This window comes from Mesorhizobium sp. AR10 (assembly GCF_024746795.1).
Taxonomy (GTDB): Bacteria; Pseudomonadota; Alphaproteobacteria; order Rhizobiales; family Rhizobiaceae; genus Mesorhizobium.
In genome coordinates this window covers 6,113,894-6,127,963 of the sequence record NZ_CP080524.1, presented here as the reverse complement: position 1 = coordinate 6,127,963, position 14,070 = coordinate 6,113,894, and the positions used below count along the sequence as shown (strand labels likewise).

Genomic DNA, 14,070 nt, shown 5'->3' with positions numbered 1-14,070 from the left:
GGCCGCCCCGAACTCATGGTCTTCCCGTACTCATGGGCGCGCGACCAGCCAGCTGGCATGCACCTTGAAGCCCTCGCCGGTCAGAAGCGCCACCGTCTCGTAGAGCGGCAGGCCGACGATGTTGGTGTAGGAGCCGACAAGCTTGACGACAAAGGAACCGGCCAGGCCCTGGACGGCATAGCCGCCGGCCTTGCCGCGCCATTCACCCGAGGCGACATAGGCGTCGATCTCCTCGCGCGGCAGCCGCTTGAAACGCACCCGCGTCTCGACCAGCCGTAAGCGCTGCTTGCCGCCCGGCGTGATCAGACAGATCCCGGAATAGACCCGGTGCGAACGGCCGGAGAGCAGCCCGAGGCAGTTGGCGGCGTCGTCGAGCGTCTCGGCCTTGGGCAGGATGCGCCGCCCTACGGCGACCACCGTGTCGGCGGCCAGCACGAAGCCCGGCGTATAGTCGTCTTCGCTCTTCAGCGACGCCAGCGCCTTCTCGGCCTTTTCCACCGACAGCCGCTTGGCCAGCGAGCGCGGATGCTCGGCGCGCAGCGGCGTCTCGTCGACATCGGCCGGCAGCACGCGGTCCGGCTCGATGCCGGCCTGCTGAAGCAGTTCGATCCGGCGCGGCGAACCCGAGGCAAGCACGAGCTTCTGCAAAATGCTCATCGCGGTCCGGGCCGGGTTCTCTTACTTGAAACGATAGGTGATGCGGCCCTTGGTCAGATCGTAGGGCGTCATCTCGACCAGGACCTTGTCGCCGGTCAGCACGCGGATGCGGTTCTTGCGCATGCGGCCGGCCGTATGGGCGATGATTTCGTGTTCGTTTTCGAGCTTCACCCTGAACATCGCGTTGGGCAACAATTCCGTCACGACACCCGGAAACTCGAGGACTTCTTCCTTCGGCATTCGATACCTTTGCTTGGATTGCAGTTCCAGCGCCTAGAGCATGATGCCGAAAAGTGTGAAGCGGTTTTCGGACGACATCATGCTCTACTCTTTGATTTAGAGGCGGATTCAGATTTCAGGTCGAGCGGACCTGAAATCATCCGACTCTAGCCGGAATTTCGGCGGAACCTATATGATAATCGCCCGCTTGTGAACACGCTTAATCCGTCGCGTTTTTTGCTTCCGGAAGCAAGAAACGTCGGCTTATGCGCGCCTTCAGCCGTTCGCGCACGTCGCGATAGGCGGCCATGATCTGCTCTCGCCTGCCGCCCACATCCGTCGGGTCGGGCATCGGCCAGTATTCGACGTCGACGGCGAGTGAGCGAGTGAGTTCGAGCGCGGCGTGATGCGCTTCCGGCGCCAGCGTGACGATCAGGTCGAAATAGTCGTCCTCCAGATCGTCCATCGCTCTCGGCTGTCGCTCGCCCAGCGTGAGACCGTCCTCGGCCAAGACGGCGTCGACGAATGGGTCGCGTTCGCCGCGGTGCACGCCGGCTGAGGCGATGAAGATCGGTGTGGGCAGTATGTGGCGCGCCAACTGCTCTGCCATCGGCGAGCGCACGGCGTTCATGCCGCACAGGAACAGGATCGAGCGAGGCAGAGGGGCGGGCAGTTCAGCCTCGCCAGTGCAGCACGCAGACCAGCGTGAACAGCCGTCGCGCCGTGTCGAAGTCGATGTCGATCTTGCCGGCGAGCCGGTCCATCAGCGTCTGCGAGCCTTCATTGTGCAGGCCGCGCCGGCCCATATCGATCGCCTCGATATGGCTGGGCGTCGAGGTGCGGATGGCGTCGTAGTAGCTCTCGCAGATCATGTAGTAGTCCTTGACGATGCGCCGCAGCGGCGTCAGCGACAGGATGTGGGTGACCACGGCATCGCCATCCTCGCGTGTCACGGCGAAGACCAGGCGCTGCTCGGCCAGCGACAGCTTCAGCCGGTAGGGCCCGGCGCCGTCGTCATTGATCGGCTGAAAACGGTTCTCCTCGATCAGGTCGAAGATCGCTACCGCCCGCTCATGCTCGACATCGGGCGTCGAGCGGCCGATCGATTCGTCGAGTTCGACATCGATCAGCCTTGCGTGGGTTCGATCGTAGTCCGACATAGTGGCCTACATGTTCAGCCGTATGGCGACGGAACGCCCATGCGCGTCGAGGCCTTCCGCCTTGGCCAGCGCGATTGCCGCAGGCGCCAGTGCCCGCAGCTGCTCAGGCCCAAGCCTGAGGATCGAGGTGCGCTTGACGAAATCGAGCACCGACAAGCCCGACGAGAAGCGCGCCGAGCGCGCCGTCGGCAGCACGTGGTTGGAGCCACCGACATAGTCGCCGATGACTTCCGGCGTGTGACGGCCGAGAAACACCGCCCCGGCGTTGCGCATCTTGGCCAGGAAACCCTCGGCATCGTCGATGGCGAGCTCGACATGTTCGGCGGCGATACGGTCGACCAACGGCAGCGACGCCTCGATCGTTTGAACCAGGATCACCGCGCCAAAATCGCGCCAGCTTGTCGCCGCCGTCTCGGCCCGCGACAAGCTCTGCAACTGGCGCTCGACTGCTTGTTCTACGGCCTTGCCGAAGACCGGGTCGTCGGTGATCAGGATCGACTGCGCCGACACGTCGTGCTCGGCCTGTGCGAGCAGGTCGGCGGCGATCCAGTGGGGATCGTTGCTGCCGTCGGCCACCACCAGTACTTCTGACGGTCCGGCGATCATATCGATGCCGACGGTGCCGAACACCTGGCGCTTGGCCGCAGCGACATAGGCATTGCCGGGGCCGACAATCTTGGCGACGGGCTTGATCGTCTCGGTGCCATAGGCAAGGGCGGCAATCGCCTGTGCGCCGCCGACACGGTAGATCTCCGACACGCCTGACATATCGGCCGCCACCAGCACTAGCGGGTTGATGATGCCGCCTGGAGCCGGCACCACCATGACGATGCGCTCGACGCCGGCGACGACGGCCGGCACAGCGTTCATCAGCACCGAGCTTGGATAGCTCGCTGTGCCGCCCGGCACATAGAGCCCGACCGCTTCGATCGCCGTCCAGCGTGAGCCGAGTTCGACGCCGATGGCGTCCGTATAGCGGTCGTCCTGCGGCCGCTGCCGCTCATGGTGGGCGCGGATACGCTCGCGCGCGAATGCAAGCGCCTCGATGGTCTGCGGGTCTGCGGCTTTGTAGGCGTTGGCGATGTCGTCCTTCGACACCGCGATGCCGAGGCTTTTCAGGTCGGCATGGTCGAATTTTTTCGTGTATTCGATCAGTGCCGCGTCGCCCTCGGCGCGCACGCGCGCGACGATCTCGCGCACCACGGCGTCGACATCCGCCGACGCTTCCCGCTTGGTCAGCAGGAACGCCGCAAAACGCTGCTCGAAATCGGCGTCGGACTGGCGAAGCGTGATGGCCATCGGATCCTGCTCATGCCCTATGGACGGGGCGTGACGTGGCGCCCCAGGCGCCACCGATATCGGCAAGCCGCGCCTCGATGCACTCGACATCCAGCATAACTGCGCTGCCGCCCGAGAAGATCAGTTCGACAATGCCGGCAGGCTTGCTGATCTCGACGAAGCTGATCGCCAGCAGGGACAGGATTTCAGCCGGCTTGTCGCGGGCAATGCCGCTGGTCTTGGCGCCGAGCACCCGGTCGAAATGCAGCACGGCCTGCCGCCGCTCATTGTGCTGGCGGAACAGGCCTGACTTCGCCTCCCAGACGAAGCGGTTCATGGTCAGCACGAAGCGCTTGGCCAACGGCAGGAATTCGAGGTCCGAGACCTTCATCACCGCGTCCTGGACATGGGCCGAGACGATGCTCAGATCCTGATCGTCGAGCGCGACAAGCTTGAGAGCGTCCATACGGATTTTGCACCTGAAAGTTGACTGTTCAGCCTTCTGTTAGAGCATGATCCCGAAAAGTGGAAACCGGTTTTCGGAAAAGGTCATGCTCAAACAAAAAAACGGCATGATCCCGGAAAGTGGAAACCGGTTTTTGCTTTCGCTGACCTGCGGTTCCGGAAAGATCATTGCTCAAACGAGAATCCAGGTCTTTCCGGTTCGTGCGACCGCGCCGCAAACCCTGTGGATTTCGACTACGCCGAAATCCGCTCGATCACCGCGCCGCAGCCCGACAGCTTTTCTTCCAGCCGCTCGAAGCCGCGGTCGAGATGATAGACCCGGTTGACGGTGGTCTCGCCTTCGGCCGCCAGGCCGGCAATGACCAGCGACACGGAGGCGCGCAGGTCGGTCGCCATCACAGGCGCGCCTTTCAGTTTGGAAACGCCCTCGACGATCGCGGTCTGGCCGGAAAGCGTGATGTGGGCGCCGAGCCGGGCGAGTTCCTGGACGTGCATGAAGCGGTTCTCGAAGATCGTCTCGGTGATGCGCGACTTGCCCTTGGCCATGGTCATCAGGCCCATGAACTGCGCCTGCAGGTCGGTCGGGAAGGCCGGGAAGGGCGCCGTCGTCACATCGACCGGCGCAATGCCGGCGCCATTGCGCCTGACGCGGATGCCTGAATTGGTCGGCGTGATCTCGGCACCTGTCTGGGCAATCACGTCGAGCGCGGTCTGCAGCAAATCCGCACGCGCGCCTTCGAGCACCACATCGCCGCCGGTCATGGCCACCGCCATGGCATAGGTGCCGGTCTCGATGCGATCGGGGATAACCCTGACGCGGGCGCCGGACAGCGATTCGACGCCGTCGATGGTGATGGTTGGCGTGCCGGCGCCGGAGATCTTGGCGCCCATGGCATTGAGGCATTCGGCCAGGTTGACGATCTCGGGCTCGCAAGCGGCGTTTTCGAGCACAGTCTCGCCCTTGGCCAGCGAAGCCGCCATCATCAGCACATGGGTGGCGCCGACCGACACTTTCGGGAACACGTAGCGGTTGCCGACAAGGCGGCCGTTCCTGGTCTTGGCGATGACATAGCCGGTGTCGACGTCGATATCGGCGCCCAGCGCCTGCAGGCCTTCGAGGAAAAGATCGACCGGGCGCGTGCCGATGGCACAACCGCCCGGCAGCGACACTTTTGCCTCGCCCATGCGGGCCAGCAGCGGCCCGATCACCCAGAAGGACGCCCGCATCTTGGACACCAGCTCGTAGGGTGCTGTGGTGTCGACGATGTTGCGGGCGGAGAAATTGATGGTGCGCGAATAGCCCTCATTCTGCTTTTCGCGGCGGCCGTTGACCGAATAGTCGACGCCATGGTTGCCGAGGATGCGGATCAACTGCTCGACATCGGCCAGATGCGGTACGTTTTCCAGGGTCAGCGTGTCGTCGGTCAACAGCGCGGCGATCATCAGCGGCAGGGCAGCGTTTTTCGCGCCCGAGATCGGGATGCTTCCGGCAAGCTGGTTGCCGCCGACAATTCTGATGCGATCCATGGAAGAGAGTCCCCTCGGCCGAAAGGCCGGTTTCGTCAGTTTGAGTATCGGTCCGTCTAGACCATTGGCCGGCTTGGTTCAAGAAATAGGATTTCTTGGCACTTGAGCCAAGGGCGGCCGGTTCGGGTTAGTCTTTTTGCACGTCCTTTGCCGCGACGAGCCCGTCAGGTCGGTTGTCGACGTCCCCGGCGCGCCGCTTGTCGGCGTCGCCGGTGCGCCGCGAGCGCGACTGTGCCTTGCGCTTCTGCAGATTGGCGCGCAACTGGTCGGCAAGCCGGTCCTTGCGGCTGGTGCCTCCCTTTTTCGGTGGAATCGGCGTGTCGTTCATGGTTCCGTCCCGGCTTGCGACTAGCCAACCTGTTATTCAGGCATAGCCAACATTGTGGCGCCGGCATGTCCTGAAAAGCCTCCGGCAAAGGCTTTCACACATCCTCGCTCTTGGCCTTGCGCTTGCCGGTTCGATATGGCAGAAGCCCCGCCATCGGCGGCTGCGGTAGCTCAGTGGTAGAGCACTCCCTTGGTAAGGGAGAGGTCGAGAGTTCAATCCTCTCTCGCAGCACCAGCCGTTTCCCCCTTTGGTTCACAACTGAATGCGCAATCAGTCGAGCGTCAAGCGTTTGATTGCCGGCGGTGGGACGTTCCCCCCTTGGCACATTTGGCCATCGGCATAGCGGGGGCAGGCTCCATCTCAACTCGCCAGCAAACAGTGGCCTGGCGTCAATCGCGGGTGCCTTGGGAACCCGATCCGTCCCGGCGCGTTAGCGGCGGTCGGTTGGGACGGAGAACCAATGGAACAGCTTGTCGAAGAATTTGGCCATCCAACCTATGTTCCTTTCCCGGTGATTGCAGCGAGGCTCTTGTTGGCCGCGCTCTTCGGTGCGGCGATCGGGTTCGAGAGGGAATGGAGAAATCGACCGGCAGGGCTTCGTACCCATATTCTGGTCTGTGTGGCAGCCGCCACATTTGGCATTCTGACAATAGAAATCGTTCACGCGCCGATGTTTGCGCAAGAGTCCGCGAAGGTCGACCCGATCCGGGTCGTAGAGGCAGTGACCGCCGGCGTCGCGTTCCTGGCCGCGGGATCCATCATGTTCTCAAGAGGCGAGGTCCATGGGCTGACGACAGGCGCCGGCATGTGGATGTCGGGGGCGATTGGAGTAGCTTGCGGGCTTGGTCTTTGGCAGATCGCAGCATTCGGGACTTTGCTGGTGCTTCTTGTGGCGGGTCTGCTGCATAGTTTCTCAGCCAGGTCAGGCATAGGCGAGACGCAACCCGCTCCTGGAAAAGCCGAACGCAGCCGGAAAGGTTGAACCGCGCCTTGTCCGCCATGGCGACCGGTAGCTCACGCAACCGACCAGCCGCCGGTCAGAATCTTGGCGCCGACGATCGTCGATACCGCCGACGAAGCTGTGTCACCGGCCAAGCGGCTGTCGTGACAAGGCGAGAAGTTCGGCCTCATCGGTGATTCCGGCCATATAGTTGGCGATGATACGAGAGGCCAGCGCTTCCCGGTTGGCCTCAGAGTCACCTTCGCGCTTTGCCTGCTCGAAGACGCGTCCAAGGAGCCTTACCTCGGACGGCGTGAAGTGGCTCGCCTCTTTGATCTTGCGATTGATGGGCATGCCCGCCTCCCTTTCCAGGAAGTATACGCCCATCTGGTGTGAAAGGAGATGGGGCGACTGAACGAGCTACATCCTCGATTTCCGCCCTTTTGAGATCGCGATAGGCGAATCCCCGTCCGCCCTACGCCACCGACCAGCCGCCATCGACCAATATATTTGCCCCGGTGATCATCGACGCCGCGGGCGAGGCCAGGAACACCACGGTTCCCGCGACATCGATCGGGTCGCCGATGCGGCCGAGCGGAATGTGGCCCAGCACATGCGCATGAAAATCCGGATCGGCGAGCGAGGGCCGCGTTCCGTCGGTCCAGATGAAGGTCGGCGCCACGCTGTTGACGGTGACCCGGTGCTGCGCCCATTCCGCCGCCAGGCAGCGCGTCAAATGGTTTATCGCTGCCTTGCTCATGCAGTAGATGGCTTCGCCCTTCAGAGTCACCGTGCCGGCCTGCGAACTGATGTTGATGATGCGCCCGGATTTTTCGGCGATCATCAGCCGCCCCACCGCCTGGGTGGTGAAGAACGTGCCCTTGAGGTTGACGTTCACGGTGAGGTCGAAATCTTCCTCGGTGACGTTCTCCGCCAGGTTTTCGGGCCCAAGCCCGACATTGTTGACTAGAACGTCGATGCGCCCGAATGCGGCGTGCGCCTCAACGACAGCTTTTCGCACCGTCGCCAGATCGGTGAGATCCATCTGCACGGCCAGCGCCCGCCGGCCGATGCGCTCGATCTCGGCGACAAGATCTGCGCCGTCCGCCTTGCTGCGCACGCCGACGATCATGTCGGCGCCTGAGCCGGCGCAAGCGAGAGCGCAGGCGCGCCCGATGCCGCGCGAGGCGCCGGTGACCAGCACCACCTTGCCGGTCAGATCGAATTTCGGCGTGAATTCCGTTGTCATGCCAACCTCCCTCAAAAAGCCTCGCCGGGCCGGAAACGAACTCGACGAGGGAACATTATCCGGTCGCGCTGTGAAAGCCAGCCTGTGGCCAGCGGCCCCATGACACGAACACCGCTGGCCCGAAGACTTGCCACAGGCCGGCCATCATGATGCCATGTCCGTGCGGAAGAAAGCGCCGTGCGGGTTCCGGGGTGGGCGATGCTGCTTGGGCGAATGACAGTTGAGAGTGCGCGGATCTGCGTGGCCGCTGCACTGGTGTTTTGCCTGTGCGCGCTTGCCCCTGCCTTGGCCCAAGAACCAAAAGCGCTGAAAGGCGTCGCCCTCATCATCGGCCAGTCCGACTACGAGCATGTCGGCAAGCTACCCAATCCTGAAAACGACGCCCGCGCCATCGAGGAAATGTTCGACAAGCTCGGTTTCGAGACCGATGTCGCCACCAATCGCGATGCGCGCAAATTGCGGCGCGACCTTGAAGGGTTCGTCGACGACGCCGAGGGCGCCGACGTTGCCATCATTTACTATTCGGGCCACGGCATCGAGGCCGGCGGCGAGAGTTTCCTGGTGCCTGTCGATGCCGACATCTCGGCGCTCGACGATGCCGGCGAAAAGCTGGTGCCGCTGTCGTCCATCATGGCCGAACTCAAGGCCAAGGTGCCGGTCACCATCGTGCTGCTCGACGCTTGCCGCAACGATCCGTTCCCGCCAGGCACACTGCTGAAGCTGACGCCGGGCGACGAAGGCAAGCCGATCGGCGCCGGCGGTCTCGGCGAAACGCGCAGCGTCGTGGCGCTGAACAACAACGCGCCGGTCAAGGGTTCGGCCGACGACAGCCTCGGCCAGGTCATCGGCTTTGCCGCCGAACCCGGCAAGGTGGCGCTCGATGGCCCGGCCGACGGCAACAGCCCCTATGCGGCGGCCATATTGCGCCACATCGATACGATGGGCGGCGAGGAATTCGGCACCGTGCTGCGCATGATCGGCGAGGAGGTCTATCTCAAGACCAACGGCCAGCAGCGGCCATGGGTCAATGAGAGCCTGCGCCGGCTGCTCTATTTCGGCACGCCTGCCGAGGCACCAAGAGGCGACGAGGGTGAGATACTCACTGAGCGCCGCCGGCTGCTGCTCACCATCTCGGCGCTGCCCGACCCGGAACGCCGTCAGATCGAATCGATCTCGCGCGACGGCGGCGTGCCGATGGACGCGCTCTACGCCATGTTGAAGACACTCGGTGCCGATACGCCGAAAGACCCTGCCGAACTCGACAAATTGCTGCGCGGCCAGACCGAGCGGCTGAAGCAGGTGCTGGCCGAACAGGCGACGCTGAAGAGCCAGGATTCGGAAATCGTCAGGCTGTCGAAACTGGCCGAACAGGCGGTGCAGGAAGGCGCGCTCGATGCCGCCAAGAAATTCCACGAGCAGGCCAAGGTGCGCGTCGGCGAGCTGTCGAAGACCGTCGATCAGGCCGAGGCCGACCTCAAGGCGCGCCGGCTCGAATTCGCGGACGTCTTTGCCAGCAGCGCGAACACCTACGAGCTGTCTTTCGACTACCTGAAGGCGGCGCAAGATTACGCCAAGGCCTATGACGAGGTGGAAAAATGGAGCGACGGGGACGCCTGGACCTATAAGTCGGCGGAAGCCGAGGCGCTCTCCGCGCACGGCTCTTTTTCGGGCGACAACGCCTTCCTGCTCCAGGCCGTCGCGGCTTATGAAAAAAGTCTGACCTATGTGTCGCGCGAAAATGCGCCGACCCGCTGGGCGGCCACCGAAAACAATATCGCAATCACCCTGTCGACACTGGGCGAGCGCGAGGCCGGTCGCGACAATCTCGACAAGGCGGCAGCGGCCTTCGAGCAGGCGCTGACAGTCTATTCGCGCGAAGCCTATCCGGATGACTGGGCTTCCACCCTTGGCAATCTCGGCGCCGTATACTGGCAGCTCGGCCGGCGCGAGAATGGCACGGCGCTGCTCGAAAAGGCGGTCGCCGCCTTCCGCTCGGCGCTCGAGGTTCAGGGGTCGAAAAAGCTGCCGCTCGAATGGGCAGCGACGCAGAACAACCTCGGCATCGTGTTGTCCGAACTTGGCGAACGCGAGACGACGAGCGACAGCTTTCGCGCCGCGATGTCAGCCCATCGCGCCGCGCTGACAGAGTATCGCCGGGATCGCGTGCCGCTCGACTGGGCACTGAGCCAGATCAATCTGGGCGCGGCTCTCTTTCACCTTGGTGAGCTCGAGAAAGATGTAGCCACACTTGAGCAGTCGGTTGCGGCCTTCCAGGCGGCGGCTGAGGAAATGACGCGCGACCGCGCCCCGGCGCAGTGGGCGACGATCCAGAACAATTTGAGCACGGCATTCGAGTCGATCGGCGAGATCACCGGCGATGTCGCCACGTTGCTGCGCGCGCGGGAGGCGGCGGAGGCAGCGCTCTCGGTTCGGACGCACGAGCACGCGCCGGCCGACTGGGCGAACGGCCAGCTGACGCTCGGCAACGCGCTGCATCGTCTTGGCGCCCGGCAGAACGACAATGCCACGTTGCTCGAGGCGGTAGCAGCCTACGAGGCGGCGCTCAGCGAATATACGCGCGAAAAGCTGCCGCTCGACTGGGCCTCGCTACAGCAGAATCTCGGCTTCGTTTATGCAACGCTCGGAAATCGCGACACGGGAACCGACTATCTGCAGAAGTCGGCGGCTGCCTACAGCAAGGCCTTGGAGGTCTATGCCGCCACCGCCGCCCCGCTCGATTTCGCCTCGATAGAGCACAGTCTCGGCGACACGCTGTCAACCTGGGGTTACCGTGCACGCGACAAGGCGATCTTCGAACAGGCGGTTGTCGCTTATGAATCAGCGCTCACCGTGCGGACCAGACAGAGCACCCCGGCAGACTGGGCGATCACGCAATACCGGCTGGGCGCAGCGCTTTCCATGTTGGGCAAGGCCGATGGCGGTTCCGTGGAGGCGCTCAAGCGTTCGGTGGCGGCTTATCGCGCCGCTCTCGAAGTGCAAACCCGCGACAGCGACCCGGACTCCTTTGCGGCGACACAATGGGGTTTGGGGCACGTGCTTTTGGTTCTGGGTAACCAGACGCAGGATAGCGAGGATTTCAGCCAATCGGTGACGTCGCTCGAGGCGGCATTGCCTTTCTATGACATTGCCGACGTGCCGGAAGATCACGCCCAGCTGCAGAACGAACTCGGCAGCGCCTATTACTACCTTGCCGCCGCGAGCGGCGACCCGTCTCTCTACCAGAAGGCGGCGACCGCGCTTGAGGCGGCTTTGGCCGTCTATACCACGATGCCGGACCGCACCCTTTGGGCCTGGGTCGAAGGCGCTCTTGGCAACGCGCTGATGATGCAGGCAAGCGCCACCTCCGATCCGGAAATCATGGCGAAGTCGGTTCAGGCCTATGAGGCGGCGCTCACCGTGATTGCCCGCGACAAGGACGCCGATGAGTGGCTTCGCAACCAGACCAATCTGGCCGGCGCGCTGTCGAGGCTTGGCTACTGGCGCAACGATGTCGCTTTGCTGAAGCGCTCGGCAGGCATCTACCGCACCATACAGAGCGTGCGCAGCCGCGATCGTGCGGAACAATGGGCGCGGACGCAAGGCGATTTCGCCCGCGTTCTTGGCATGATCCGCGACAAGGCGCCGGAACCGGCGGTGTTCGACGAGGAGATTGCCGTCAACCGGGCGCTGGCCGATGCGGTCGGCCGCGACCGCGACCCCGACCGCTGGGCAAGCGTGCAGAACGAGGTCGGTTATGCGCTGACGATGGCCGGCCGCGCTGAAAACAACGTCGCCCGCTTCGAGGAGGCGGTGCCGATCCTGCGTGAGGCGATCGCCGTGCAGAAGAAGATCAACTCGGTGCCTGGCATCGCCTTCACCCAGGACAGCCTGTGCGACGTGCTGGTCGATCTAGGCGCCGCCCGCAAGGAGAAAGCGATGGCGCAGGAAGCCATCGCCGCCTGCCAGGACGCACTTGTCATCTTCAGGGATCGCAAGATGGACGACCTCGCCGCCGGCTCCGAAAAAAACCTTGCCGAGGCACGGGCTCTGCTGGCTGAATTGCACTAAAACGCGAGAAATTGCCGCCGTCAGCCGGTTTCATTGGCAAACGGGGACGGTTCCCTGCTATTCCCGCTTCAAACCAAAAAGCAGTGGACGTTCCTGCATGACCAATGTCGCCCTGATCGGGCTTGCCCGCGATCTCGCCAAGCGCGCCGCCGAGGGCCGTCCGGTGCGCATCGGCATCATCGGCTCCGGCGAGATGGGCACCGATCTGGTCACGCAAGGCATGCTGATGCCTGGCATTTCGGTCTGCGCCGTCTCGACGCGGCGTCCGCATACCGCGCGTGACGCCATCCGCATCGCCTATGGCGACGAGGCGATGGCGGTCGAAGCGGACACCGCATCGAATGTCACCCAGGCGATCGAGAGCGGCAAGATCGCCATCACCTCGAATGAGTTGCTGGTCACCAACCCGCTGATCGACGTCGTCATCGACGCCACTGGCAAGCCCGGTGTTGCCGCTGATTTCGACCTGAAGGCGATGGAGCACGGCAAGCATCTGGTGATGATGAACGTCGAGGCCGACGTCACCATCGGCTGCTACCTGAAGCAGCAGGCCGACCGGCTCGGCGTCGTCTATTCGGTCGGCGCCGGCGACGAGCCGTCGAGCTGCATGGAGCTGATTGAGTTCGCTTCAGCGCTCGGCTACACCATCGTGTCGGCCGGCAAGGGCAAGAACAATCCGCTCAACCATGACGCCGTTCCCGACGACTATCGCGACGAAGCGCTCCGTCGCAACATGAACCCGCGCATGCTGGTCGAGTTCGTCGACGGCTCCAAGACCATGGTCGAGATGTGCGCCATCGCCAATGCCACCGGGCTGGTGCCTGACGTTCCGGGCATGCACGGCCCCAAGGCCGATCGCGACGAGTTGGCAAAGGTGCTCATCCCGCGCGAGGCCGGCGGCATCCTGTCGAAGAAGGGCGTCGTCGACTACACGGTCGGCAAGGGTGTGGCGCCCGGCGTCTTCGTCATCGTCGAGGCGACGCATCCGCGTATCATCGAGCGCATGGACGATCTGCATATCGGCCACGGTCCCTACTATAGCTTCTTCCGGCCGTATCACCTGACCTCGCTGGAAGTGCCGCTGACCGCCGCCCGCATCGCGCTTTACGGCCGGCCGGACATGGTGCCGTTGCCGCGGCCGGTTGCGGAGGTCTGCGCCGTCGCCAAGCGCGATCTGGCGGCCGGAGAGACCTTCGATGCCATCGGCGAGACCTGCTACCGCTCCTGGACCATGACGGTCGAGGAAGCCCGCGCCCATCGCGCCATGCCCGTCGGCCTGCTCGAAGGCGGCAAGGTGCTGAAACCTGTCAGGAAGGGCGAACTGCTGACCGCCGGCAACGCCGCGCCCGACCAGACGACCAGGCTGTTCGCCTTGCGCCGGCTGCAGGACGAGATGCTGTACGGCAGAACTTGATCCCGAAAAGTGGGAACCGGTTTTCGGAAAAGATCATTCTCAAGCAACAAGTTAGCCATCTGTGGCTTTGTCATGACAAGTGCACTATATTGCAATGACGAACGTTCGCTGAGGATCGGCAAAATGAATCTCCAGATCAGGGATCCGCGTGCGCGCGCACTGGCACGAGAGCTTGCCGCTAAACGCAAGATTTCGATGACCGAGGCGGTCATCGAAGCGCTTGAATCCGAGTTGAAGCGCGAAAGCGGACGCGTTCCCCTGGCCGAACGCCTCGCTGTCATTGCCAACGAATTCAAAGCCAGGGCAGGCGAGGGCGGCCGCGCTGTCAACAAGGATGAGATCGACGACATGTGGGGGCATCCCTGATGTTTGTCGACACCTCAGTGGTTGTCGCAATTCTTTCAGGAGAAGAGGATGCCGGTGATTGGAGCAACCGCATTGAGGCAGCACCGCGAAGGATAACCTCTGCGCTGGTGGTGCTTGAAGCGGCCATGCGGCTCTCCACGATGCTTGCCGTCGAGCCGCCTGTCGCGGAAGCCGCCATAGAGGCCTTTCTCCGAGAGGCCGAAATTGAGATTGTGCCGATCGATGCCGGCGATGCAAAGCTCGCGATCCAGGCCTTTTCAGACTATGGAAAGGGGCGCGGGCATCCGGCCCAACTTAATCTTGCCGACTGCCTGTCTTACGCTTGTGCCAAAGGCCGTGGCTTTGCACTGCTCTACAAGGGCAATGACTTTTCGCATACCGATCTCGCCTAAGCCCGTA

The 14,070-nt window shown here is 63.3% G+C and carries 15 protein-coding genes and 1 tRNA gene; 6 read left to right on the top strand and 10 right to left on the bottom strand.

The genetic code is table 11. The features are described from left to right. Positions 1-30: 30 nt before the first annotated feature. From LHFGNBLO_RS33390 to LHFGNBLO_RS33355, 8 genes are all read right to left on the bottom strand, one after another. The gene (locus tag LHFGNBLO_RS33390; protein ID WP_258604419.1) at positions 31-657 is read right to left on the bottom strand and encodes a Maf-like protein; all 627 of its coding nucleotides are present in this window, start codon (positions 655-657) and stop codon (positions 31-33) included. Positions 658-678: 21 nt separating this feature from the next. After that, positions 679-897 (bottom strand): translation initiation factor IF-1, encoded by a 219-nt coding sequence (gene infA, locus LHFGNBLO_RS33385; RefSeq protein WP_006200926.1) that lies wholly within the window; start codon positions 895-897, stop codon positions 679-681. Between the two features lie 199 nt (positions 898-1,096). Then, entirely contained in the window at positions 1,097-1,516 is a 420-nt protein-coding gene (locus tag LHFGNBLO_RS33380; protein ID WP_258610026.1) for a low molecular weight phosphatase family protein, read from the bottom strand. A 34-nt stretch (positions 1,517-1,550) separates the two neighbouring features. Further along, positions 1,551-2,036 carry a UPF0262 family protein gene (locus LHFGNBLO_RS33375; RefSeq protein ID WP_258604417.1) on the bottom strand — a complete coding sequence of 162 codons (486 nt, stop codon included), beginning with the start codon at positions 2,034-2,036 and terminating at the stop codon, positions 1,551-1,553. 6 nt (positions 2,037-2,042) lie between these two features. Continuing rightward, complete coding sequence (hisD, locus tag LHFGNBLO_RS33370) at positions 2,043-3,335, bottom strand: histidinol dehydrogenase (protein WP_258604416.1); 1,293 nt, start codon at positions 3,333-3,335, stop codon at positions 2,043-2,045. 10 nt (positions 3,336-3,345) lie between these two features. Next, positions 3,346-3,780, bottom strand: coding sequence for a DUF2948 family protein (locus tag LHFGNBLO_RS33365; RefSeq protein ID WP_258604415.1), 435 nt, complete (start codon positions 3,778-3,780; stop codon positions 3,346-3,348). 233 nt (positions 3,781-4,013) lie between these two features. Further along, positions 4,014-5,306 (bottom strand): UDP-N-acetylglucosamine 1-carboxyvinyltransferase, encoded by a 1,293-nt coding sequence (gene murA, locus LHFGNBLO_RS33360; protein WP_258604414.1) that lies wholly within the window; start codon positions 5,304-5,306, stop codon positions 4,014-4,016. A gap of 127 nt (positions 5,307-5,433) precedes the next feature. Beyond that, positions 5,434-5,634 carry a hypothetical protein gene (locus LHFGNBLO_RS33355; protein ID WP_258604412.1) on the bottom strand — a complete coding sequence of 67 codons (201 nt, stop codon included), beginning with the start codon at positions 5,632-5,634 and terminating at the stop codon, positions 5,434-5,436. A 159-nt stretch (positions 5,635-5,793) separates the two neighbouring features. On the opposite strand from LHFGNBLO_RS33355, the gene LHFGNBLO_RS33350 reads away from it, so the two are divergent. Both LHFGNBLO_RS33350 and LHFGNBLO_RS33345 read left to right on the top strand, forming a co-directional pair. Then, positions 5,794-5,868: transfer RNA gene (locus LHFGNBLO_RS33350), tRNA-Thr, on the top strand. A gap of 226 nt (positions 5,869-6,094) precedes the next feature. Further along, positions 6,095-6,616, top strand: coding sequence for an MgtC/SapB family protein (locus tag LHFGNBLO_RS33345; RefSeq protein ID WP_258604411.1), 522 nt, complete (start codon positions 6,095-6,097; stop codon positions 6,614-6,616). Between the two features lie 102 nt (positions 6,617-6,718). Here the strand turns inward: LHFGNBLO_RS33345 and LHFGNBLO_RS33340 are convergent, their stop codons facing one another. Together LHFGNBLO_RS33340 and LHFGNBLO_RS33335 are read right to left on the bottom strand one after the other, a co-directional pair. Further along, positions 6,719-6,928 carry a hypothetical protein gene (locus LHFGNBLO_RS33340; protein WP_258604410.1) on the bottom strand — a complete coding sequence of 70 codons (210 nt, stop codon included), beginning with the start codon at positions 6,926-6,928 and terminating at the stop codon, positions 6,719-6,721. 121 nt (positions 6,929-7,049) lie between these two features. Next, entirely contained in the window at positions 7,050-7,823 is a 774-nt protein-coding gene (locus LHFGNBLO_RS33335; RefSeq protein WP_258604408.1) for an SDR family NAD(P)-dependent oxidoreductase, read from the bottom strand. A gap of 213 nt (positions 7,824-8,036) precedes the next feature. Here LHFGNBLO_RS33335 and LHFGNBLO_RS33330 point away from each other — a divergent pair, with 213 nt between their 5' ends. The 4 genes from LHFGNBLO_RS33330 (at position 8,037) to LHFGNBLO_RS33315 (ending at position 14,063) form a co-directional block, all read left to right on the top strand. Further along, a complete protein-coding gene (locus LHFGNBLO_RS33330; protein WP_258604407.1) occupies positions 8,037-11,891 on the top strand; it encodes a caspase family protein in 3,855 nt (1,284 codons plus the stop codon). A gap of 97 nt (positions 11,892-11,988) precedes the next feature. After that, positions 11,989-13,305, top strand: a complete 1,317-nt coding sequence (locus tag LHFGNBLO_RS33325; protein ID WP_258604405.1) for an NAD(P)H-dependent oxidoreductase — start codon at positions 11,989-11,991, stop codon at positions 13,303-13,305. 123 nt (positions 13,306-13,428) lie between these two features. Next, on the top strand, positions 13,429-13,671 hold the full coding sequence (locus LHFGNBLO_RS33320) for a type II toxin-antitoxin system VapB family antitoxin (protein ID WP_258604403.1): 243 nt from the start codon (positions 13,429-13,431) through the stop codon (positions 13,669-13,671). Continuing rightward, positions 13,671-14,063, top strand: coding sequence for a type II toxin-antitoxin system VapC family toxin (locus tag LHFGNBLO_RS33315; RefSeq protein WP_258604401.1), 393 nt, complete (start codon positions 13,671-13,673; stop codon positions 14,061-14,063). Before LHFGNBLO_RS33320 ends, LHFGNBLO_RS33315 begins: the two co-directional genes overlap by 1 nt. The last annotated feature ends 7 nt before the right edge of the window (positions 14,064-14,070 follow it).

Bases quoted from the DNA above. Each gene is read 5' to 3' on its own strand.
- LHFGNBLO_RS33390 (WP_258604419.1), bottom strand. From the start codon at position 657: ATGAGCATTTTGCAGAAGCTCGTGCTTGCCTCGGGTTCGCCGCGCCGG.
- infA (WP_006200926.1), bottom strand. From the start codon at position 897: ATGCCGAAGGAAGAAGTCCTCGAGTTTCCGGGTGTCGTGACGGAATTG.
- LHFGNBLO_RS33375 (WP_258604417.1), bottom strand. From the start codon at position 2,036: ATGTCGGACTACGATCGAACCCACGCAAGGCTGATCGATGTCGAACTC.
- hisD (WP_258604416.1), bottom strand. From the start codon at position 3,335: ATGGCCATCACGCTTCGCCAGTCCGACGCCGATTTCGAGCAGCGTTTT.
- LHFGNBLO_RS33365 (WP_258604415.1), bottom strand. From the start codon at position 3,780: ATGGACGCTCTCAAGCTTGTCGCGCTCGACGATCAGGATCTGAGCATC.
- murA (WP_258604414.1), bottom strand. From the start codon at position 5,306: ATGGATCGCATCAGAATTGTCGGCGGCAACCAGCTTGCCGGAAGCATC.
- LHFGNBLO_RS33355 (WP_258604412.1), bottom strand. From the start codon at position 5,634: ATGAACGACACGCCGATTCCACCGAAAAAGGGAGGCACCAGCCGCAAG.
- LHFGNBLO_RS33345 (WP_258604411.1), top strand. From the start codon at position 6,095: ATGGAACAGCTTGTCGAAGAATTTGGCCATCCAACCTATGTTCCTTTC.
- LHFGNBLO_RS33340 (WP_258604410.1), bottom strand. From the start codon at position 6,928: ATGCCCATCAATCGCAAGATCAAAGAGGCGAGCCACTTCACGCCGTCC.
- LHFGNBLO_RS33335 (WP_258604408.1), bottom strand. From the start codon at position 7,823: ATGACAACGGAATTCACGCCGAAATTCGATCTGACCGGCAAGGTGGTG.
- LHFGNBLO_RS33330 (WP_258604407.1), top strand. From the start codon at position 8,037: ATGACAGTTGAGAGTGCGCGGATCTGCGTGGCCGCTGCACTGGTGTTT.
- LHFGNBLO_RS33325 (WP_258604405.1), top strand. From the start codon at position 11,989: ATGACCAATGTCGCCCTGATCGGGCTTGCCCGCGATCTCGCCAAGCGC.
- LHFGNBLO_RS33320 (WP_258604403.1), top strand. From the start codon at position 13,429: ATGAATCTCCAGATCAGGGATCCGCGTGCGCGCGCACTGGCACGAGAG.
- LHFGNBLO_RS33315 (WP_258604401.1), top strand. From the start codon at position 13,671: ATGTTTGTCGACACCTCAGTGGTTGTCGCAATTCTTTCAGGAGAAGAG.